14 protein-coding genes are annotated in these 22508 nt (G+C 70.9%); 10 read left to right on the top strand and 4 right to left on the bottom strand.

What is annotated here, in order from left to right:
* Positions 1-119: 119 nt before the first annotated feature.
* Both glgX and AB0J12_RS25825 read right to left on the bottom strand, forming a co-directional pair.
* Positions 120-2297, bottom strand: coding sequence for a glycogen debranching protein GlgX (gene glgX, locus AB0J12_RS25830; protein WP_363266771.1), 2178 nt, complete (start codon positions 2295-2297; stop codon positions 120-122).
* On the bottom strand, positions 2294-2800 hold the full coding sequence (locus AB0J12_RS25825; RefSeq protein WP_363266770.1) for a pep a2: 507 nt from the start codon (positions 2798-2800) through the stop codon (positions 2294-2296). Before AB0J12_RS25825 ends, glgX begins: the two co-directional genes overlap by 4 nt.
* A 292-nt stretch (positions 2801-3092) precedes the next feature.
* Between AB0J12_RS25825 and AB0J12_RS25820 the strand changes: the two genes are divergently transcribed.
* The 6 genes from AB0J12_RS25820 to AB0J12_RS25795 all read left to right on the top strand — a co-directional run bounded on the left by AB0J12_RS25820 (position 3093) and on the right by AB0J12_RS25795 (position 11952).
* On the top strand, positions 3093-3392 hold the full coding sequence (locus tag AB0J12_RS25820; RefSeq protein ID WP_363266769.1) for a DUF5133 domain-containing protein: 300 nt from the start codon (positions 3093-3095) through the stop codon (positions 3390-3392).
* A 72-nt stretch (positions 3393-3464) separates the two neighbouring features.
* The gene (locus tag AB0J12_RS25815) at positions 3465-5420 is read left to right on the top strand and encodes an alpha-1,4-glucan--maltose-1-phosphate maltosyltransferase (RefSeq protein WP_363266768.1); all 1956 of its coding nucleotides are present in this window, start codon (positions 3465-3467) and stop codon (positions 5418-5420) included.
* A gap of 32 nt (positions 5421-5452) precedes the next feature.
* On the top strand, positions 5453-7171 hold the full coding sequence (gene treS, locus AB0J12_RS25810; RefSeq protein ID WP_363266766.1) for a maltose alpha-D-glucosyltransferase: 1719 nt from the start codon (positions 5453-5455) through the stop codon (positions 7169-7171).
* A 25-nt stretch (positions 7172-7196) separates the two neighbouring features.
* Positions 7197-8585, top strand: a complete 1389-nt coding sequence (locus AB0J12_RS25805; RefSeq protein ID WP_363266765.1) for a maltokinase — start codon at positions 7197-7199, stop codon at positions 8583-8585.
* Between the two features lie 3 nt (positions 8586-8588).
* Positions 8589-10802 (top strand): 1,4-alpha-glucan branching enzyme, encoded by a 2214-nt coding sequence (gene glgB / locus AB0J12_RS25800; protein WP_363266764.1) that lies wholly within the window; start codon positions 8589-8591, stop codon positions 10800-10802.
* Between the two features lie 61 nt (positions 10803-10863).
* Positions 10864-11952: a glutamate--cysteine ligase gene (locus AB0J12_RS25795; RefSeq protein WP_363266763.1), complete on the top strand. Its 1089-nt coding sequence runs from the start codon at positions 10864-10866 to the stop codon at positions 11950-11952.
* Between the two features lie 43 nt (positions 11953-11995).
* Here the strand turns inward: AB0J12_RS25795 and AB0J12_RS25790 are convergent, their stop codons facing one another.
* The gene (locus tag AB0J12_RS25790) at positions 11996-12229 is read right to left on the bottom strand and encodes a DUF6480 family protein (protein ID WP_363266762.1); all 234 of its coding nucleotides are present in this window, start codon (positions 12227-12229) and stop codon (positions 11996-11998) included.
* Between the two features lie 161 nt (positions 12230-12390).
* Between AB0J12_RS25790 and AB0J12_RS25785 the strand changes: the two genes are divergently transcribed.
* On the top strand, positions 12391-14286 hold the full coding sequence (locus tag AB0J12_RS25785) for an AMP-dependent synthetase/ligase (protein WP_363266760.1): 1896 nt from the start codon (positions 12391-12393) through the stop codon (positions 14284-14286).
* Between the two features lie 60 nt (positions 14287-14346).
* On the opposite strand, the gene AB0J12_RS25780 is transcribed toward AB0J12_RS25785, so the two are convergent.
* Positions 14347-14631, bottom strand: coding sequence for a DUF4190 domain-containing protein (locus tag AB0J12_RS25780; protein ID WP_363266759.1), 285 nt, complete (start codon positions 14629-14631; stop codon positions 14347-14349).
* A 212-nt stretch (positions 14632-14843) separates the two neighbouring features.
* On the opposite strand from AB0J12_RS25780, the gene AB0J12_RS25775 reads away from it, so the two are divergent.
* The 3 genes from AB0J12_RS25775 (at position 14844) to AB0J12_RS25765 (ending at position 22463) form a co-directional block, all read left to right on the top strand.
* A complete protein-coding gene (locus tag AB0J12_RS25775) occupies positions 14844-15278 on the top strand; it encodes an ATP-binding protein (protein ID WP_363266758.1) in 435 nt (144 codons plus the stop codon).
* A 455-nt stretch (positions 15279-15733) separates the two neighbouring features.
* Complete coding sequence (locus AB0J12_RS25770; protein ID WP_363266757.1) at positions 15734-20002, top strand: HAMP domain-containing protein; 4269 nt, start codon at positions 15734-15736, stop codon at positions 20000-20002.
* A gap of 7 nt (positions 20003-20009) precedes the next feature.
* Positions 20010-22463: a SpoIIE family protein phosphatase gene (locus AB0J12_RS25765; protein WP_363266756.1), complete on the top strand. Its 2454-nt coding sequence runs from the start codon at positions 20010-20012 to the stop codon at positions 22461-22463.
* Positions 22464-22508 lie beyond the last annotated feature (45 nt).

Below are 22508 nucleotides of genomic sequence, written 5' to 3'. Positions count from 1 at the left end.
GCGTTGTTCGCCTCCGCGTTGCGTTGTGACTGGTCGCGCAGTTCCCCGCACCCCTTGAACGCCTGCGGCGTCCCTGCTGAAAGGCGCCGCCACCCGGAGGGGCGGCGGCGCCTTCTTCGTCAGCTGCGTTCCGGGGGCGGGGTCGGGTTTCTGCGGCCTCGGGCCGGGCGGGAGAGGACGACCAGGCTGCGCGGGGCGACCGTGACGTCCGTCGCCGCCTTGTACTCGGTCTCGTCGGGGAGGCCGTCCGGCTCCGCGGTGTCGATGCGGACCGTCCAGCGGGTGCCGTACAGGGCGTCGGGGAGCGTGAAGACGACGGGTTCCCAGTAGCTGTTGAGCAGGAGGAGGAAGGAGTCGTCGACGACCGGGCGGCCGTAGCGGTCCGGTTCGGCGATGGCGTCGCCGTTGAGGAACACGCCGATGCAGTGGGCGTCGGAGCGCTGCCACTCCTCGTCGGTCATCTCCTGCGCGTCCGGCAGCAGCCAGACGAGGTCGGGCAGCGGCTGGTCGGCGTTGGTGACCGTGTCGCCGCGGAAGAAACGGCGGCGGCGCAGTACGGGGTGCTCGGCGCGCAGGCGGATGAGGCGGCGGGTGAAGCCGGCCAGGTCGCGCTGTTCTTCGGTCAGCCGCCAGTCGATCCAGGAGATGTCGTTGTCCTGGCAGTAGGCGTTGTTGTTGCCGCGCTGGGTGCGCCCGAGCTCATCACCGTGGCACAGCATCGGGATGCCCTGGGACAGCAGCAGGGTGGCCAGCAGGTTGCGTTGCTGGCGGGCGCGCAGTTCCAGGACCGCGGGGTTGGCGGTCTCGCCCTCGGTGCCGCAGTTCCAGGACCGGTTGTGGCTCTCGCCGTCGCGGTTGTTCTCGCCGTTGTCCTCGTTGTGCTTGTCGTTGTAGGAGACCAGGTCACGCAGGGTGAAACCGTCGTGGGCGGTGACGAAGTTGACGCTGGCGCGCGGCCGGCGCCGGTTGTGCTGGTAGAGGTCGGAGGAGCCGGTCAGGCGGGAGGCGAACTCGCCGAGCGAACCGGGCTCGGTGCGCCAGAAGTCGCGTACCGTGTCGCGGTACTTGCCGTTCCACTCCGACCACAGCGGCGGGAAGTTGCCCACCTGGTAGCCGCCCTCCCCCACGTCCCACGGCTCGGCGATCAGCTTCACCCGGCTGATCACCGGATCCTGCTGGATCAGGTCGAAGAACGCCGACAGCCGGTCCACCTCGTGGAACTGCCGGGCCAGGGTGGCCGCGAGATCGAAGCGGAACCCGTCGACGTGCATCTCCGTCACCCAGTACCGCAGCGAGTCCATGATCAGCTGCAGCACGTAGGGGTGGCGCATCAGCAGGCTGTTGCCGGTGCCGGTGGTGTCGTAGTAGTGCGCGAAGTCGCCGTCCACCAGGCGGTAGTACGAGGCGTTGTCGATGCCGCGGAAGGACAGCGTCGGGCCCTTCTCGTTGCCCTCGGCGGTGTGGTTGTAGACGACGTCGAGGATGACCTCGAGGCCGGCCGCGTGCAGCGCCTTGACCATCGACTTGAACTCCGCGACCTGCTGGCCCCGGCTGCCGTGGGCGGCGTAGGCGTTGTGCGGGGCGAAGAAGCCGATGGTGTTGTAGCCCCAGTAGTTGACCAGGCCCTTGTCCTGCAGGACGCCGTCCTGGACGAACTGGTGGACGGGCATCAGCTCCACGGCGGTGACCCCGAGCGAGGTCAGGTGTTCGAGGATCGCCGGGTGGGCGAGGCCGGCGTAGGTGCCGCGCAGTTCGGGCGGCACGTCGGGGTGGGTGCGGGTCAGGCCGCGCACGTGCGCCTCGTAGATCACGCTGTCCGCGTAAGGTGTGCGCGGCGGCCGGTCGTCGCCCCAGTCGAAGTACGGGTCGGTGACCACACCGAGCATGGTGTGCCCGGCGCTGTCGGCCGGGTCGGGGCCGTGGGCGTTGCGCTCGTACAGCGAGGGGTGGTTGTCGATCTGCCCGTCGACGGCCCGTGCGTAGGGGTCCAGCAGCAGTTTCGCCGGGTTGCAGCGGTGCCCCATGGCGGGCGCCCACGGCCCGTGGACCCGGTAGCCGTAGCGCTGGCCGGGTCCGACGCCCGGCAGGTAGCCGTGCCAGACGAAACCGTCCGCCTCGGTCAGCGGGACGGTGCGGTGGGCGCCGCGATCGTCGACGAGGATCAGTTCGACGCGCTCGGCCACCTCGCTGAACAGCGCGAAGTTGGTGCCCTGGCCGTCGTAGACGGCACCCAGCGGGTAGGGGTGCCCGCTCCACACGGGCACCCCTGCCTTCTTCTTCGGGTCGGTGGTCGTCACCGGCTCGCCTCCAGTACGTCGCCCACCGTCTCGCCGGCCAGTGCGACAGTCCGGAGCGCGCGCGGCACCTGGAGCATCTCGCGCAGGGCCGGGAACGGAGTGGTGGGGATGAGCGGCTCGCGGTCGCCGACCCGGGCGCGCTGCGAGAACCAGATGACTTTGCTGCCGGTGTCGGTGGCGCAGCACCCCCACCCGTCGCTGCTCGCCGCGATGCGCTCCAGGCAGCTGCGCAGGTCCTGGTCCGGGCGCAGCTCGCAGTCGTTCTCCCCGATGGCGGTGATCAGGTGCTGACCGTTCCACCACATCTCGATGGAGGTGTTCTTGTCGGTGGCGTGTTCGTCGATGGCCCGCAGCAGCATCTCGGTGCTGCGGCACACGGGCTCGACCAGGTTCTCCAGGTCCCAGTACTTCAGGTGCGCGGCCATGATGCGCCTGACCTGTCCGACCCGCTCCGGGCTGACTTCCACGTCGAGGTGGTAGTAGCAGGGCACTGCGGTCTTCATCGTCGTTGGCTCCTCACCGGCGACGCTCAGGCTCCTAACGCCCTGGCGGGCGGTACCCCGAACACGAAGCGTGAGCGATGTTCGCTTCTGAGTCACCCCCAACACTGAGGGTGATACGCCATTCGTGCAACACGAGCACACCACGGCCAAGATCCAACAGGACGGTAGGTCATCGCACGTGCACCATAAGTGAAGGCCACGAGAGGTTTTCCGGCTGATGCCCCTCTGCGTACGCGGCCGGCCCGTCCGTCGGGCGTCGTACCTCTCGCACTCCCGGAAGGTGAACAGCGCCATGCTGCTACCCGCGAAAGCCGAAGTCGCCAGGCATCTGCAGCGTTACCGCGCCTGGGAGCGGGCCATGCTCGCCTCGCCCGCCGACAGCGCGGTGCGGGCCACCTTCGAGGACACGGGATACACCCTGTGCGTGCTGATGGGCAAGCGTTGCGCACGGGAGGCCGCCGACGCCGCGGAACGCTATCTGCGGTCGGACGCGGCCACCTCCCTGTGGCAGGGCGCTCCGCGGCGGCGGACGAAAAACGTGGCGCGCAGGAGTGGAACACGCTCCGCCCGGCGTTTCCCGGCGGAGCACTAGCCCTCCTCCGGTGCAGCTTGGACATCCACCAGCCCGGCCACGGCCCGGCTTCGAGCACGCAGGAGGTTCACGATGAAGTCCACCAGGCCCATCGGCCGTGTCCCTGTGCGGGATGTCCATCCGCGCGTGGAGTGCGGCAGGCGACCGGCGAAGGCCGTCGTGGGCGAGACGTTCATGGTCACCGCGACCGTGTTCCGCGAGGGGCACGACGCGGTGGGCGCGAATGTCGTCCTGCGCGGCCCGGGCGGCCGCAAGGGGCCGTGGACTCCTCTGCGTGAACTGGCCGAGGGCAGCGACCGCTGGGGCGCCGAGGTGACCCCGGACGCGGAGGGCCACTGGACGTACACCGTGGAGGCGTGGAGCGACCCGGTCACCACCTGGCGCCGGCACGCCGCCATCAAGATCCCGGCGGACATCGACGCGGGCCTGGTGCTGGAGGAGGGCGGCCAGCTGTACGAGCGGGCGGCGGCCCGGGCGCCGCGCGGCCCGGCGCGCACCCTGCTGCGGGAGACCGCGAAGAGGCTGCTCGACGACTCGTTGCCGGTGCAGGACCGTTACGCCGCCGCGCTGGCGCCGGAGGTGGACGAGGTCCTGGCCCGCCATCCGCTGCGCGACCTGGTCACCGCGTCCAAGGCCATGCCCCTGCTGGTGGAGCGGGAGCGGGCGCTGTTCGGGTCCTGGTACGAGTTCTTCCCGCGCTCGGAGGGCACGCCCGAGCAGCCGCACGGCACGTTCCGCACCGCCGCCCGGCGGCTGCCGAAGATCGCCGCGATGGGCTTCGACGTCGTCTACCTGCCGCCCATCCATCCGATCGGCACGACCTTCCGCAAGGGGAAGAACAACACCCTCACCGCCGGGCCGGACGACGTGGGCGTGCCGTGGGCGATCGGCTCCCCGGAGGGCGGCCACGACGCCGTGCACCCTCAGCTGGGCACGATCGAGGACTTCGACTGGTTCGTGAAGCAGGCCCGCTCGCACGGTCTGGAGATCGCCCTCGACTTCGCGCTCCAGTGCTCACCCGACCACCCGTGGGTGCACAAGCACCCCGAGTGGTTCCACCACCGCGCCGACGGGACGATCGCCTACGCCGAGAACCCGCCGAAGAAGTACCAGGACATCTATCCGATCGCCTTCGACCAGGACATGGACGGCCTGGTCAAGGAGACGGTCCGCGTCCTGCGGCACTGGATGGACCACGGGGTGCGGATCTTCCGCGTGGACAACCCGCACACCAAGCCGGTGGTCTTCTGGGAGCGGGTGATCGCGGACATCAACGCCTCCGACCCGGACGTGATCTTCCTGGCCGAGGCGTTCACCCGCCCGGCGATGATGCACACCCTGGCCCAGATCGGCTTCCAGCAGTCGTACACGTACTTCACCTGGCGCAACGGCAAGCAGGAGCTGACGGAGTACCTCACCGAGCTGTCCGGTGAGGCCGCCTCCTACATGCGGCCGAACTTCTTCGCCAACACCCCGGACATCCTGCCGGGCTACCTCCAGCACGGCGGACGGCCCGCCTTCGAGGTGCGTGCGGTGCTCGCGGCGACCCTCTCCCCCACCTGGGGCATCTACTCCGGTTACGAGCTGTGCGAGAACACCCCGCTGAAGGAGGGCAGCGAGGAGTATCTGGACTCCGAGAAGTACCAGCTCAGGCCCCGTGACTGGGAGGCCGCCGAGCGCGAGGGCCGCACCATCGCCCCGCTGATCGCCCGCCTGAACGACATCCGGCGCGGCCACCCGGCGCTCCGCCGGCTGCGCAACCTCCGTTTCCACGCCACCGACAACGACGCGGTCATCGCCTACAGCAAGCGCGAGGGTGACGACACGGTGCTCGTGGTGGTGAACCTCGATCCCCACCACACCCAGGAGGCCACGGTCTCGTTGGACATGCCGCACCTCGGCCTGGACCGGCACGCCGAGACGACCGTGCACGACGAACTGACCGGTGCGACCTACCGCTGGGGCGGCGCCAACTACGTGCGCCTCGAACCCGGTCGGACGCCGGCCCACGTGTTCCACGTCCGGTGAGCCACCCCACGAAACGGAGGTCGATCAGCCCCATGTCCGTCAACGAGCCCGTCCCGGACACATTCGAGGACACCCCGGCGAAGGACCGGGACCCCGACTGGTTCAAGCGTGCTGTCTTCTACGAGGTCCTCGTCCGCTCCTTCCAGGACAGCAACGGCGACGGCGTCGGCGACCTCAAGGGCCTGACCGCCAAACTCGACTATCTGCAGTGGCTGGGCGTGGACTGCCTGTGGCTGCCGCCCTTCTTCAAGTCACCGCTGCGGGACGGCGGCTACGACGTCGCCGACTACACCTCGGTCCTGCCCGAGTTCGGTGACCTGGCCGACTTCGTGGAGTTCGTGGACGCCGCCCACCAGCGCGGCATGCGCGTGATCATCGACTTCGTGATGAACCACACCAGCGACCAGCACCCGTGGTTCCAGGAGTCGCGCAAGAACCCGGACGGCCCGTACGGCGACTACTACATGTGGGCCGACGACGACAAGGGCTACCCGGACGCCCGGATCATCTTCGTCGACACCGAGTCCTCCAACTGGACGTACGACCCGGTGCGGGGGCAGTACTTCTTCCACCGCTTCTTCTCCCACCAGCCGGACCTGAACTACGAGAACCCGGCCGTGCAGGAGGAGATCCTGGCCGCGCTGCGGTTCTGGCTCGACCTGGGGATCGACGGCTTCCGGCTGGACGCGGTGCCGTACCTGTACGCGGAGGAAGGCAGCAACTGCGAAAACCTTCCGGCAACCCATCAGTTCCTGAAGCGGGTGCGCCGGGAGATCGACCTGATGTACCCGGACACGGTGCTGCTGGCGGAGGCCAACCAGTGGCCGGAGGACGTGGTCGACTACTTCGGCGACTACTCCGCGGGCGGCGACGAGTGCCACATGGCCTTCCACTTCCCGGTCATGCCGCGCATCTTCATGGCCGTGCGCCGCGAGTCCCGGTACCCGGTGTCGGAAATCCTGGCGAAGACCCCGCCGATCCCGGACGGTTGCCAGTGGGGCATCTTCCTGCGCAACCACGACGAGCTGACGCTCGAGATGGTGACGGACGAAGAGCGCGACTACATGTGGGCGGAGTACGCCAAGGATCCGCGGATGCGCGCCAACATCGGCATCCGGCGGCGCCTCGCGCCCCTGCTCGACAACGACCGCAACACGATCGAGCTGTTCACCGCGCTGCTGCTGTCCCTGCCCGGCTCGCCGATCATCTACTACGGCGACGAGATCGGCATGGGCGACAACATCTGGCTCGGCGACCGCGACGCGGTGCGCACCCCCATGCAGTGGACGCCGGACCGCAACGCCGGATTCTCCACGGCCGACCCCGGGCGGCTCTATCTGCCCACGATCATGGACCCGGTCCACGGCTACCAGGTCACCAATGTCGAGGCGTCCATGGCGTCGCCGTCGTCGCTGCTGCACTGGACCCGCCGGATGATCGAGATCCGCAAGCAGAACACAGCCTTCGGACTGGGGTCCTACACCGAGCTGCCGTCGTCGAACCCGGCGGTGCTGGCGTTCCTGCGCGAGTACGAGGACGACCTGGTGCTGTGCGTGCACAACTTCTCCCGCTTCGCCCAGCCCACCGAGCTGGACCTGCGGGCCTACGACGGCCGCCATCCGGTCGAACTCTTCGGTGGCGTGCGCTTCCCCGCCATCGGAGAGCTGCCCTACCTGCTCACCATCGCAGGCCACGGCTTCTACTGGTTCCGGCTCGCCCGAGTCGCATCCCGCATCGGCCGCCGACAGTAGCGCGCCGAGGAAAGGACGCGTCACCATGCCGAAGACCGCATCCCTCCAGCCGAGCACTTCCGGCATCGCTCTGCATCTGGACTCGCTCGCGGGTCTGCTGCGCGAGTGGCTGCCACGGCAACGCTGGTTCGCCGGGAAGGACCGACCGGTCACGGATCTGCGTCTGCTGTCGATGACCGAGCTGTTCCCGGGCTGTCTGCATGTGCTCATCCATGCCGCGCACGCCGGGTCGCCCCCGCCGCACGCCGGGGTGCCCGCGCCCGGCGGGACGGCGGCCCCGGCGGGCGGCGACTGCTACCAGTTGCTGCTCGGCTTCCAGGAGCATCTCTCGCCCCGGCTGGGCAAGGCGCTGATCGGGCGGGCGGAGAGCGGCCCGATGGCCGGTCTCACGGTCTACGACGCGCTGCTGGACCCGCGCTCGGCGCATCTGCTGCTGGAGCGGATGCGGCACTCCGGGACGCTGGGGCCGCTGCTGTTCGACTCCGATCCGTCGGTGCCGATCCCGTCCGGTCTCGCGCCCCGGCTGCTGGACGCCGAGCAGTCCAACACGTCGCTGGTGTACGGCGACGCCTTCATCCTGAAACTGTTCCGGCGTATCCAGCCCGGTATCAACCCGGATCTGGAGGTACCGCTCGCGCTCGCCCGGGAAGGCTGTGCGCGGGTGCCGGCTCCGGTGGCGTGGATGCGGACCAGCCGGCCCCAGGAGGCGACGCTGGGCGTGCTGCAGCCGTTCCTGCCGAACGCCTCCGACGGCTGGACGCTGGCCCTGCAGGCCCTCTCGCGCGGTGAGGACTTCACCGCGGAGGCGAGCGCGCTGGGCGCCGCCACCGCCGAGGTGCACCTCGCGCTCGCCGCGGCCTTCCCGGCCGGCGGCCACGCGGAGAACGCGCGGCTGGCGGATGCGATGACCGAGCGGCTGGACGCCGCCGCCCACCAGGTCAGGGCGCTGCGCCCGCACGTGCCGGGGCTGCGGGCGGCGTTCGGCGCGCTCGGCGCCTGCGACCCGGGCCCGCCGGCCCAGCGCATCCACGGTGACCTGCACCTGGGTCAGGTGCTGCGCGCCGGACGGGAGTGGTTCGTCATCGACTTCGAGGGCGAACCGTCACGGCCGCTGGCCGAGCGGCGCAGCACCCATTCGCCGGTGCGGGACATCGCCGGCATGCTGCGCTCCTTCGACTACGCGGCCCGGCAGCGCAGGCCGTGGCGTCCCGAGTGGGCGCGCCGCTGCCGCGAGGCCTACTGCGCGGGTTACGCCGCGCGGGCGGGCTGGGATCCGCGCAAGAAGCACGCCCTGCTGCGCGCCTACGAGACGGACAGGGCTGTGTACGAAGTGCTCTACGAGGCCAAGCACCGACCTGCCTGGCTTCCCGTACCCATGGCGGCGATCGAACGACTCGCCGTGAGAGGAGACTGACCCGTGGCGCTCCGCGACACCTCACTCCCCGAGCCGTCGGGCCCGGCCCGCACAGCGGCCACCGACCTGGACCCGGCCGACCGGGGCCGGCTGCTGGCGGGTGCCCATCACGATCCGCACGCCCTGCTGGGCGTTCACCCGGTGCCGGGCGGGGTGCTCTTCCGGGCGCTGCGGCCCTTCGCCCGCGCGGTCAGCGTGGTGGTCGGCCGCAAGCGGCATCCGCTGACCTCGGACGGCGACGGTCTGTTCTCGGCCGTGCTGCCGCTGAAGAAGATCCCGGGCTACAAGCTGGCGGTGTCGTACGAGGACGCCGAGTACGTGGTGGACGACCCGTACCGGTTCCTGCCGGCGCTCGGCGAGTTCGATCTGCACCTGATCCGGGAGGGCCGGCACGAGCAGCTGTGGAAGGCGCTCGGCGCGGAGCCGATGACCCACGAGGGCGTGGCCGGCACCCGGTTCACGGTGTGGGCGCCGAACGCGCAGGGCGTGCGGGTCGCCGCGGACTTCACCTACTGGGACGGCACCCAGTTCCCGATGCGCTCGCTGGGCGCGTCCGGGGTGTGGGAGCTGTTCCTGCCCGGGGTCGGCGAGGGCACCCGGTACAAGTTCGAGATCACCTCGCGCTACGGGCACCGCTTCCTGAAGGCCGACCCGATGGCGCGGTGCACGGAGGTGCCGCCGGACACCGCGTCGATCGTGACGGCGTCGGCGCACGAGTGGGGCGACGCGGACTGGATGGCGCACCGCGGTGATGTTCCGGTGCACCGGGCACCGTTCTCGGTCTACGAAGTCCACCTGCCCTCCTGGCGACCCGGCCTGACCTACCGCGAACTCGCGGAGGAACTGCCGGCGTACGTCAGGGACATGGGGTTCACGCATGTGGAGCTGATGCCGGTCGCCGGGCACCCTTTCAGCGGGTCGTGGGGTTACCAGGTCACGTCCCACTACGCGCCGATGCCGCGGCTCGGCACGCCGGACGACTTCCGCTACTTCGTCGACGCCTGCCACCGGGCCGGCATCGGCGTGATCATGGACTGGGTGCCGGCGCACTTCCCGAAGGACGACTGGGCCCTGGCCCGCTTCGACGGCGATCCGCTGTACGAACCCGGGGACGACCAGCGGGCGGAGCACCCCGACTGGGGCACGTACGAGTTCGACTACGGCCGCACCGAGGTGCGCAACTTCCTGGTCGCCAACGCGGTGTACTGGTGCGAGGAGTTCCACATCGACGGCCTGCGCGTGGACGCCGTCGCCTCGATGCTCTACCTGGACTACTCGCGCGAGGACGGCCAGTGGACGCCGAACATCTTCGGCGGCAACGAGGACCTGGCCGCCAAGGCGTTCCTGCAGGAGATGAACGCCACCGTCTACCGTCGCTGCCCGGGGGTCGTGACGATCGCGGAGGAGTCCACGGCCTGGGACGGCGTGACACGGCCCACCGACAGCGGCGGCCTGGGCTTCGGGCTGAAGTGGAACATGGGCTGGATGCACGACTCCCTGCAGTACATGAGCAAGGAGCCGATCCACCGCAAGTACCACCACCACGAGATGACGTTCTCGATGGTGTACGCCTACAGCGAGAACTACGTCCTGCCGATCAGCCACGACGAGGTGGTGCACGGCAAGCAGGCCCTGGTGTCGAAGATGCCGGGCGACTGGTGGCAGCGCCGCGCCAACCACCGTGCCTACCTCGGCTTCATGTGGGCTCACCCGGGCAAGCAACTGCTCTTCATGGGGCAGGAGTTCGCGCAGGGCGGCGAGTGGAACGCGGAGCACGGGCCGGAGTGGTGGCTGATGGATCCCGGCCACATGGCGGCGGGCGACCACCGCGGGGTGCAGGAGCTGGTGCGCGATCTGAACACCCTGTACCTGGCCACGCCCGCGCTGTGGCAGCGGGACACCGAACCGGCCGGCTTCCGCTGGGTGGCCTGTGACGCCGCCGACGACAACGTGTTCGCGTTTGTGCGCTACGACGCCGAGGGCGGCCCGCTGCTGGCGGTGTCCAACTTCTCGCCCGTCGTCCGCCACGACTACGTCCTGCACGTCGGTGACGACGTCACGGCCTGGCGGGAGGTCCTGAACACCGACGCGGCGAAGTACGGCGGCAGCGACGTCACGCTCCCCGAGCCGGTCAAGCCGGAGGACGGGAAGGTCCGGCTCACGCTGCCTCCGCTGGCGACGGTGTGGATGTCGTCGTATCCTTCGCGTTCCATGTAGCGATCACGGGGAACCCGACTGTGCGTCCCGTAGCGGTTCGGCCAGGAAAGGCGGCCTGAAGGTGCGCACAGTCGGTGTGGAGGAGGAGCTGCTCCTCGTCGACCCGGAGACCGGTGATCCCAAGGCTCTGTCCGCGGCCGCCCTGGCCCGCGCGGAGCACGAGGACGCCGGTCAGGAGGTCTTCGAGAAGGAGCTGTACGACCAGATGCTCGAGTTCGCCACCCGGCCGCAGTCCGGGATGGCGGACCTGCACGAGGAGATCGTGCGGTGCCGCAAGGAAGCGGCCCGGCACGCCGAGAGCATCGGCTGCACCGTCGCGGCGCTGGCCACGTCGCCCCTTCCGGTCAGCCCGGCGATAGGGATGAACGACCGCTATCAGTGGATGGCGGAGCAGTACGGCATCGCCACCCGGGAGCAGCTCGTGTGCGGCTGCCATGTCCATGTGTCGGTGGACTCCGACGAGGAGGGCGTGGCCGTCGTCGACCGGATCCGGCCCTGGCTGCCGGTGCTGTCCGCGCTGAGCGCCAACTCGCCCTTCTGGCAGGGCCGGGATTCCGGTTACCGCAGTTACCGCAGCCGGGTGTGGGGGCGCTGGCCCTCGGCCGGACCGACCGAGTTGTTCGGGTCCGTGGCGGGCTACCGGCAGCGGGTGGACGACATGGTCGCCACCGGGGTGATCCTCGACAAGGCGATGGTCTACTTCGACGCCCGCCTCTCGGAGCGGTACCCGACGGTGGAGATCCGGGTCTCGGACGTGTGTCTGCACGCGGACACGGCGGTGCTCGTCGCCACGCTGGTGCGGGGTCTTGTCGAGACGGCTGCACGGCAGTGGCGGGCGGGGGTGGAGCCGGCCGGGCACAGCGTGAGCATGCTGCGGCTGGCGGCCTGGCGGGCCGCGCGCTCCGGGATCGACGGCGAGCTGGTGCATCCGGCGACCATGCGGCCGGCGCCCGCCGAGGAGGTCGTACAGGCGCTGCTCAGGCATGTCGAGGACGCCCTCGCCGACAGCGGGGACCTGGAGTGGGCCCGCGAGTCGTGTGCCCGGCTGCTGCGCGACGGCAACGGCGCCCGGATCCAGCGCGCGCTGCTGGAGCGCACCGACAGTCTGCGGGGCGTGGTCGCGGAGTGCGTACGGCACACGCAGGCCTGAGGTCCAGGCGGGACCGCTGCCCGGCCGGGACCCGCGCGGTCGCTCACAGGGCCAGGGAGATGGCGTAGGCCAGGAAGAAGGCCGCCACCAGCACCACGAGGACGATGATCAGCACCAGCGGGGTCTTCGCCCAGCCCTTGGGCGGGTTGTGCACCTCGCGGGGGCCGGCCTCGGGCAGGCTGCTCTCCGCGGGCGGGGTCTCGCCCGGGGGGACGCCGCCGCCCGGTTCCAGGCCGGTGGTGCGTTCCGGTTCGGGGTCGGGGTTGGTGTAACTCATGCCTTCCGAGTCCCCCATAGCGGGCGGGATCAACGAAGCGGCATCACTTCCGCGAACCGGGCACCGCGCGCGGCCCGGCGGGGCTAGAGTCCCCCCACCGCCGACCCGGGTGGTCCCGCAGGTCAGCGGCGGAGCCGCCCGCGCATCTCCAGGAGCAGCGCATGCCCGAGTCCGCCCTCGCTCCCCCGGTCGTCGCCCCGCTGACCGGTGGGCTGGCCGACAGTGTCTTCGCCGCCGCGGACCGCGACCCGGTGCGGCCCGCGCTGGCGCGCCGTCGCGCCGACGGCGGATGGGACAAGGTCACGACCGTGGAGGTGCGCGATCAGGTGCTCGGCCTGGCCCGGGGGCTGGTGGCCTCCGGGATCCGGCCGGGCGACCGCGTCGCGATCATGGCGCGCACCCGCTACGAGTGGACGCTGCTGTGCCATGCGCTGTGGGCGGTGGGAGCCGAAGTGGTGCCGGTGCATCCGACGGCCTCCCGGGACCAGGTGGCGTTCATCCTGCGGGACGCCGAGTGTGTGGGGGTGGCCGTCGAGGACGAGCCGAGCGTGATGACGGTCGGCTCGGTGTGCGCCTCGCTGCCGCGGCTGCGGCATGTGTGGCAGCTGGACGCGGGGGCGCTCGGGCAGCTGGCGGAGCGTGGTGCGCCCATCGCGCCGACCACGGTGGACTCGCTGCGCCGGCTCGTGCTGCCCGACTCGACGGCGGTCGTCGCGTACACCTCCGGCACTTCGGGCCGGCCGATGGGGTGCGCGCTGAGCCACCGGGCGCTGGCGCATCCCTGCGACACCCTGCTGGCGGGCTGGGGGCACACGGCGGCACCGGCCGGGCAGCAGGCGTCCGTGCTCGCCTTCCTTCCGTTCTCCCATGTCTACGGCCTGATGATCCAGGGCCTGTGCCTGCGCGGCGGGGTACTGCTGGGGCACGAGCCGGACATGAGCGAGGAGGCGCTGTCCTCGGCGCTGCGCACCTTGCGGCCGACGTACTTCTATGCGGTGCCGTCGGTGTTCGAGAAGGTGTACAAGACGTTCCTGCGCACCGCCCAGCGGGCCGGCCGCGGCGCACTGTTCGAGCGGGCGGCGCAGACGGCGCGGGATTTCGCAGCGGCCTGTGAGCGGCAGCGCACGGGCCGTGGCGGGGGGCCCGGGTTCGAGCTGCGGCTGCAGCACGCGGTGTACGAGCGGACGGTGTACCGGCGGCTGCGGGCGGCGCTGGGCGGCCGGGTGACGCGGGCGACGTCCGGCGGATCACCGCTGCACCGGGAGCTGTCCTGGTTCTACGAGGGCATCGGCATCTATGTGCACGACGGGTACGGGCTGACGGAGACCGCCGGCGGGATCACCATGCAGCCGCTGGGCCGGGAGAAGGCGGGGACGGTCGGGCAGGCCCTGCCCGGGATGGAGATCCGGATCGCCGAGGACGGGGAGATCCTGGTGCGCGGGCCGTCGGTGTTCCAGGGATACGTCGGGAACCGGGCCGCCAGCCGGGCCGTGCTGCGCGGCGGCTGGCTGGCCACCGGTGACCTCGGGCACCTGGACGGGGAGGGGTATCTGACCATCACCGGCCGGAAGAAGGACGTGATCATCACCAGCGGCGGCAAGAGCGTGGCGCCGGCCTTCCTGGAGCAGCGGCTGCGCATGCATCCCCTCGTCCATCAGGCCGTCGTCGTGGGCGACAACCGGCCGTGCGTGGGGGCGCTGATCACCTTGGACCCGGAGTTCCTGACGCACTGGCGGCGCTCGCTGGCGCTGCCGGGGAGCCATCCGCTGCGGGAGGCCCGTGAGGAGAACGCGCTGCGTGAGGAGATCGGACGGGCCGTGGCCGCGGCCAACAGTGCGGTGTCGCGGTCGGAGTCGGTGCGGGTCTTCCGTGTGCTGCCGGAGCCGTTCGACCAGGCGAGCGGGCTGCTGACCCCGTCGCTGAAGCTGCGCCGGGACGCGATCGTGCGGGCGTACGCCGCCGAGATCGAGGCGATGTACGCGGCCCGCTCACGCCCGGTGCGGCACTATGCGTCGGAGCCGCCCGGCTGGGACGACTCCGACGATGTGTTCCGTTGACGTGTGAGGTCACCGGGCATGACACGCGAGGCCGGCGACCATGATGGTGACGAGGCCCGGTCAGCTGCCGACGTACCAGCTGAAGCCGCCGTGGGAGGCGGCCAGCGAGATCAGCACCACGAAGATGATCAGGTCGATGATGCCGAGCACCACACCGGCCTTCGCCATGCCGCCGCCCTTCACGGGCGCCTGGCGCAGGCCGACGGCTCCGAACACGATCGCGAGCGGGCCGAGGATCACGCCGGCGAAGAACACGCCGACGATGCCGCAGACGAGGCCGGCGATCGCCAGGCCGTTGGTGCGCGAACCGGAGGAGGCGGCAGGGGAACTGCCGTAACTCGACATCAGATTCTCCCGGTCTAGGGGGTGTTGGGCTCCTACGGCCGTCCGGGTGCCCCCGGGGCGGGTCCGCATTCCGTCGGGAAACGAATACGTTTTCGATGGTGCTGACGGATCGAGACGCGTACCTTCCAGACCCCTGGGAACCCTCCAGATGGCAACGGAATGCTCACAAGAAGGGACGACCGCCCTGCTGTCGCCGGGGTAGTGGATGGGACATGGCAACCGAGCCGCGTTGGGACAATGCGCTGACCACCCGAGATATGCCGCACCGCACGACACGTTTCGAGGGCGAACCACGGGACGTGACAGGAGCCCGGCTGGCCGCGGAGGACTTCCTCCGCGCTCTGGCCAGGATCCAGCCGCCCTCTGCGGACGAGTGCTGGCACGACATCGTGTTGATCGTCACAGAGCTGGCCGCCAACGCGGTGCAGTACGCCCCGGGCCCCTTCGAGCTGCAGCTGCGGCGGACCTTCGACGGTGTGCACGTCGTCCTGCACGACACCAGCACCACTCCGCCCACTCCGCGCCCCTTCCACCCCAGCCGCGGGGGCGGGGGCATCGGCTGGTACCTGGTGCAGACCCTGTGCACCCAGGTCAGTGTGGTGACGAACGACGACGGCAAGGACGTGCACGTCTTCCTGCCCTGGTGACCGCGGACCTGTTGCCCGGCCCCCGTTCCCTCGGCGGGGCCGGGCAACGGCACGTCACGCCACCGGTACGCCGATCGTGCTGCCACCCCTCGGGCACGGGCTGACGGCGGGCCGCCGGCCCGGCCGCCGGACCAGCGTGCCGCACCCGAGGACGATCAGCATGCCGCGCCCCGCGAGGGACGGTTTTCGGCCGCTCCGTGAGGCCGGGCGCAAGCTCGCGTGCGCTGCGCGCTGCCCTTCGCAGGACCACCGGGAAATCCAACCGGGTACCCGGTTTCACGCTTCGCACACACGGTGCGTGACGTGCAGTTTCCGTGTGACCGTTCTTTGACGGGATGCCGTGTCGCCGGTCGGCTGCGTGGGTTAATCTGCGGCGTATTTCTCACACCGCCAGTCCTCGTGAACTGCGAAGACACCACCTGGCGGACGACTGTGACCTGGGAACGAGGGGACGGATGACCAGCAACACGACCGAGGCCGTGGACCCGGTCCCGGCCGACCAGGAGCTCAAGAGGCTCCTGGTCGGCCTGACGGCGGTCCGGGACGGCGACTTCGGTACGCGGCTGCCCGACGATGTCGGCGGACTGATGGGCGACATCGCCAAGGTCTTCAACGGCATGGTCGACCAGCTGTCGGTCTTCACCTCCGAAGTGACCCGGGTGGCGCGGGAGGTGGGCACCGAGGGGACGCTCGGCGGCCAGGCCGAGGTGCCGGGGGTCTCCGGCACCTGGGCCGATCTGACCGACTCCGTCAACGCGATGGCGGGCAACCTGACCACACAGGTGCGTGACATCGCGCAGGTCGCCACGGCCGTGGCCAAGGGTGATCTGTCCCAGAAGATCGACGTGGCCGCCCGCGGCGAGATCCTCCAGCTGAAGAACACCGTCAACACGATGGTCGACCAGCTCTCCGCCTTCGCCGACGAGGTCACCCGCGTCGCCCGCGAGGTCGGCAGCGAGGGCCGTCTCGGCGGCCAGGCCCAGGTGCCCGGGGTCGCCGGTGTCTGGCGGGATCTCACCGACTCCGTCAACCTGATGGCCGGCAATCTCACCGCGCAGGTGCGCAACGTCGCCCAGGTGACGACCGCCGTCGCGCAGGGCGACCTCTCGCAGAAGATCACCGTCGACGCGCGCGGCGAGATCCTGGAGCTGAAGAACACCATCAACACGATGGTCGACCAGCTCTCCGCCTTCGCCGACGAGGTCACCCGCGTCGCCCGCGAGGTCGGCACCGAGGGCCGCCTCGGCGGCCAGGCGGACGTCAAGGGCGTCAAGGGCACCTGGCGGGATCTCACCGATTCGGTGAACTTCATGGGCGGCAACCTGACCGCACAGGTACGCAACGTCGCCCAGGTCGCCACCGCCGTCGCCCAGGGCGACCTCTCGCAGAAGATCACCGTGGACGCGCGCGGCGAGATCCTGGACCTCAAGGAGACCATCAACACGATGGTCGACCAGCTCTCCGCCTTCGCCGACGAGGTCACCCGCGTCGCCCGCGAGGTCGGCACCGAGGGCCGCCTCGGCGGCCAGGCCCATGTGCGCGGGGTCTCCGGCACCTGGAAGGACCTCACCGACAACGTCAACGTGATGGCGTCCAACCTGACCAGCCAGGTGCGCTCCATCGCCCAGGTCGCCACCGCCGTCGCCAAGGGCGACCTGTCCCAGAAGATCACCGTGGAGGCCAAGGGCGAGGTCGCCGCGCTGGCCGACGTGATCAACACGATGGTCGACACACTGTCGGCGTTCGCCGACGAGGTCACCCGCGTCGCCCGCGAGGTCGGCACCGAGGGCAGGCTCGGCGGCCAGGCGCAGGTGCCCAATGTGGCGGGCACGTGGAAGGACCTCACCGACAACGTCAACTCGATGGCGAACAACCTCACCGGCCAGGTGCGCAACATCGCGCTGGTGACGACGGCGGTGGCCCGCGGCGATCTGTCGAAGAAGATCGACGTCGACGCCCGTGGCGAGATCCTGGAGCTGAAGACGACCATCAACACGATGGTCGACCAGCTCTCCGCATTCGCCGACGAAGTCACCCGCGTCGCCCGCGAGGTCGGCACCGAGGGCCGCCTCGGCGGCCAGGCCGAGGTCGAGGGGGTTTCCGGCACCTGGAAGCGGCTGACGGAGAACGTCAACGAGCTGGCCGGCAACCTGACCCGGCAGGTGCGGGCGATCGCCGAGGTCGCCAGCGCCGTCGCCGAGGGAGACCTGACACGGTCCATCAACGTCGAGGCCTCGGGCGAGGTCGCCGAGCTCAAGGACAACATCAACTCCATGGTGGAGTCCCTGCGCGAGACCACCCGGGCCAACCAGGAGCAGGACTGGCTCAAGACGAACCTCGCGCGGATCTCCGGCCTGATGCAGGGCCACCGGGACCTGCCGGTGGTCGCCGAGCTGATCATGGACGAGCTGGTGCCGCTGGTGTCCGCCCAGTACGGGGCCTTCTACCTGGCCGAGGAGGGCACCGAAGGGCCCGAGCTGCGGCTGGTGGGCGCCTACGGCTGGCCCGACGACGACACGCGGCCGACCCGCATCCGCTTCGGACGCAGCCTGGTCGGCCAGGCCGCCCGCAGCCGGCGGGCCATCACCGTGGACGAGCTGCCGCCGGGCTATGTGAGCATCTCCTCCGGGCTCGGGCAGGTCCCGCCGACCGCCCTGGTGGTCCTGCCGATCGTGGTGGAGGGCCAGGTCCTCGGCGTGCTCGAACTGGCCTCCGTGACGCCGTTCACACAGATCCACCAGGACTTCCTGACCCAGCTGATGGAGACCATCGGCGTCAACGTCAACACCATCGTGGCCAACGCCCGCACCGACGAGCTGCTCGGCGAGTCGCAGCGCCTGACCGCGGAGCTGCAGGCCCGCTCCGCCGAACTGCAGGTGCAGCAAGAGGAGTTGCAGCGCTCCAACGCCGAACTGGAGGACAAGGCCTCGCTGCTGGCCGAGCGCAACCGCGACATCGAGGCGAAGAACCTGCAGATCGAACAGGCCCGCCAGGAGCTGGAGACGCGCGCGCAGCAGCTGTCGCTCGCCTCCAAGTACAAGTCGGAGTTCCTGGCCAACATGAGCCACGAGCTGCGCACCCCGCTCAACAGCCTGCTGATCCTCGCCCAGTTGCTCGCGCAGAACCCCTCGCGCAACCTCACGGCGAAGCAGGTGGAGTACGCGCAGATCATCCACTCCGCCGGCTCTGACCTGCTCCAGCTCATCAACGACATCCTCGACCTGTCGAAGGTGGAGGCCGGCAAGATGGACGTGGCGCCCGAGCGCGTCGAGCTGCAGCGGCTGCTCGACTACGTCGAGGCCACCTTCCGTCCGCTGACCACCCAGAAGGGCCTCGACTTCCATGTGACGACGTCGGCCGGTGCGCCCGCCGACCTGCTCACCGACGACTCCCGGCTGCGGCAGATCCTGCGCAACCTGCTGTCCAACGCGGTGAAGTTCACCGAGCAGGGCAGCGTGGAGCTGAGCATCGGACCGGCGGCCGACGACGAGGTGCCGGCACCCGTCGTCCGGGGCGGCACGATCGTGGCCTTCCGCGTGAAGGACACCGGCATCGGCATCCCGGAGCAGCAACTGGAGTCCATCTTCGGGGCGTTCCAGCAGGCCGACGGCACCACCAGCCGCAAGTACGGCGGGACCGGACTCGGACTGTCCATCACGCGGGAGATCGCCCATCTGCTCGGCGGCGCCGTCACGGTGGACAGCGCACCGGGCCGCGGCAGCACCTTCACCCTGTTCCTGCCGGTGGCCCGGGCCGACTTCGAGGAGGCGCTCGGGGCCGCCCGCCGGCCGGAGATCACCGGGAACGCGGAGCCCGCGGAGGTGACCGGCCGGCCGGTCCCGATCGGCTCGCCGCTCACCGCCGCGCCGCGGCCGCGCCGCCTGCTCGTGCTGGAGGAACGCCCGCGGGGCCTGCTCACGCTGGTCGCCGAGAGTGTGATCGCCGACATGGGGCGCACCCGGGACGACGGCACCGAGGCGCCCTTCATCGAGGTCATCACGGCGATGGGGGCGCAGGAGGCGGCCGGTGCGCTGGCGGCCGAGCCGTGCCACTGCGTCGTTCTGGACATGGGCATGCCGGAGGAGGAGGCGATCCGGTTCCTGGACGCGCTGCACGGCGACTCGGCGCTCGCCAATGTGCCCGTGCTGGTGCACCACGGCAGCCGGCGCCCCGGCGCCGCCCAGGAGAAGGTGCTCGCCGCGCGCGCCGAGGGACGCCCGCTGGAGTTCCTGGCCGGACTGGACGAGCTGCGCGAACGGATCACCCTGCATCTGTCGGCCGAGGAACCCGGAGAGGCGGTGCCCCTGGTACGGGTGGAGGAGACGCCCTCCTCGGAGCACGACGCGGCCACGGACGGCCGCACGGTCCTGGTCGTCGACGACGACGCCCGCAACCTCTTCGCGCTCAGCGGCATTCTGGAGCTGCACGGTCTGCGGGTGCTGCACGCCGAGAACGGCCGCGAGGGCATCGAGACGCTGCTCGCCCATCCGGACGTCGCGCTGGTGTTGATGGACGTGATGATGCCGGAGATGGACGGCTACGCGGCCACCGCCGAGATCCGCGGCATGCCCCAGTTCGCCGATCTGCCGATCATCGCCGTCACCGCCAAGGCGATGCCCGGCGACCGGGAGAAGAGCATCGCGGCCGGGGCCAGTGACTACGTCACCAAACCCGTCGACACGGACGACCTCATGTCCTGTGTCCGGCGCTGGCTGACCGGGTGAGGGCGGCATGAGTTCTTCCCAGGAGTCCCCCGGTCCGGTCGGCGGCGCGCAGCAGACGACCGGGCCGGCGGCGGGCGGTACGCCCGCGGTCGCCCCGGACGCCTCGCCCGGCCGGTGGGCCGGGGTGCCCACGAACTCTCCGGTGGGACGGCTCGCGGCGACCGTGGAGCGGCTGCGCCGTGAGGTGCGGGCCGCGCAGGCGGAGGCGGAGGGCCGCGCCCTCATCGAGCTGGCCAAGGGCATCCTCGTGGAGCGCCTCGGGTGCGGGCCGGCCGAGGCCGCCCGGCAGCTGACCGAGCTGGCAGAGCAGGCCCGTATGGCGCCGCTGGAGTTCGCCGTCGACGTCATCAACCAGTCCGCCCGGGACCGGATGTCGGAGGTCGCGAAGTCCTTCCTCGCCACCGTCGAGACGGGCGGGGGCGCCGGCGACGGTTCGGCGGCCGTGCGGCTGCGGGCCGCGGAGAGCGGTGCGCTGGCCGCCGGCGACACCCAGTCCGTCGCCCAGTCGCTGCTGCAACACGCCCTGCAGCCGCTCGGTGCGGTGGCCGTCGCCATCTGGTCGGCCGGCCCGGACGGGTCCCTCACCCTGGCCGGGAGCGCCGGGTTCGCCGCCGCGGAAACCGCCCGCTGGCGATACATCCCGCCCGAGGTGGCGACCGTGGCCCGGCGTGGCCTGACCGAGCCCGAGGGCCAGTGGATGACGTCGCTCGCGGCGACCGGGCTGCCCACCATCGGCCGCCGGATGTACCCGGAGGGCGGGCGGGTGGCGCTGCCCGCCGGTACCGCGGGACGTGTGCTCGGCGTACTGGAGATCGCCTGGCCCGAGCCGCTCGCGCCGGTGTCGCCGCAAGTGGTGAGGCAGGTGGAGGCACTGGCCGAGCTGTGCGCCCACACCCTGCACAGCTACCCGCCCGAGACCGTCGGCGACAGCGAGCCGCGGCTACTGCCGGACGCGGCGGAGCTGATCGACCTGGCCGACGGGCTGCACGACCCGGCGCTGGTCCTCGTGCCGCATCTGGACGCCTCGGGGCAGCTGGCCGACTTCCGCATCCAGCACGTCAACGGCCGCTTCCTCGATCCTGCGGGCCGGCCGAGGGCGGTAGTCAGCGGTGCGCTGCTGCTGGAGGCGTTCCCGATGGCCGCGGGCGAGAGCGAGCTGTTCCAGCAGATCGAGCGCGTCTACGCCACCGGGGAGCCGTTCCGGGCCCAGCGGATGAGCCTGACCGCCCTGGTCGACCAGGTGCCGCTGTCGGCGGTCGCGGACATCAGCATCAGCCGTCACGGCTCCTGCGTCCTGCTCATCTGGCGCATCGAGGACGAGGCCGCGCGGCTGGCCAGCCTGCTGCAGCACGCCCAGCGACTCGGCCGGATCGGCGGCTTCGAGGAGAACGCGCTCACCGGCGAGATCACCTGGAACGGGCAGCTGTTCGACCTGTACGGGCGTTCCCCGTCGGCCACCCCGGTCCCCCTGGAGGAAGTCCCCGCACACGCGCACCCGGACGACTCGGTCGCCCTGGGCCGGTTCCTGCGGACCGTGCTGCACCACCGGCGGCCGTCCTCGACGGCGTTCCGGTTGCAGCGGCGGGACGGGGTGACGCGCCACATGCGCATCGTGGCCGAGCCGGTGCTGGACACCGACGGCCGGCTCGTCGCCGTACGCGGGGCGTACCAGGACATCTCCTCCCAGCACTGGACGGAGGTGGCCCTCGCCGCCACCCGGGACCAGCTCGCCCACACCGAGCAGCAGGCCAGTGAGCGCAGCCGGCTGGCGCTGCAGTTGCAGCAGGCCATCATGCCGCCCACGCGCGATCCGCTGGCGGTGAAGGGGCTGCAGGTCGCCGTCCGCTACCGGCCGGCCGAGACCGAGCACCTGGTGGGCGGCGACTGGTACGACGCCGTGGTGCTGCCCTCCGGGCTGGTGCTGCTGTGCGTCGGCGACGTGGCCGGGCACGGCATCGAGGCGGCGACCAGCATGGTGGTGCTGCGCAACGCGCTGCGCGGCCTCGCGGTCACCGGAGCCGGCCCCGGCCAGCTGCTGTCCTGGCTCAACATCGTCGCGCACCATCTGACCGGCGCCGTCACCGCGACCGCCGTGTGCGCCCTGTACGACCCCCATCGGCGCACCCTGCGCTGGGCCAGGGCCGGGCATCTGCCGCCCGTCCTGGTGCGCTCGGCGCAGGCCAGTCCCCTGCCGCTGGTCAAGGGCATACTGCTGGGCGCCGTGCCGGAGGCGCCGTACGAGGAGGACGAGGTCGCCCTGTCCCCGGGGGACACGCTGCTGATGTTCACGGACGGTCTGATCGAGCGGCGCGACCGTTCCATGGAGGACTCGCTGGCCCATCTGCTCTCCACCGCGCGCAGCGCGCCGGCCGCCCTGGACCACCAGCTCGACCGGCTGCTGACGTACAGCCGGTCGGACACGGACGACGACACGTGCATCGTGGGCATCCACGTCACCTGAGCGCGCGGCGGAACCACACGATCCGGGGAGGCATGGCTGTGCTGT

It is taken from the genome of Streptomyces sp. NPDC049915, assembly GCF_040656475.1.
Classification (GTDB): domain Bacteria; phylum Actinomycetota; class Actinomycetes; order Streptomycetales; family Streptomycetaceae; genus Streptomyces.
Note: the sequence above shows the minus strand (reverse complement) of the source record. Positions and strands in the feature narration are given on the sequence as shown.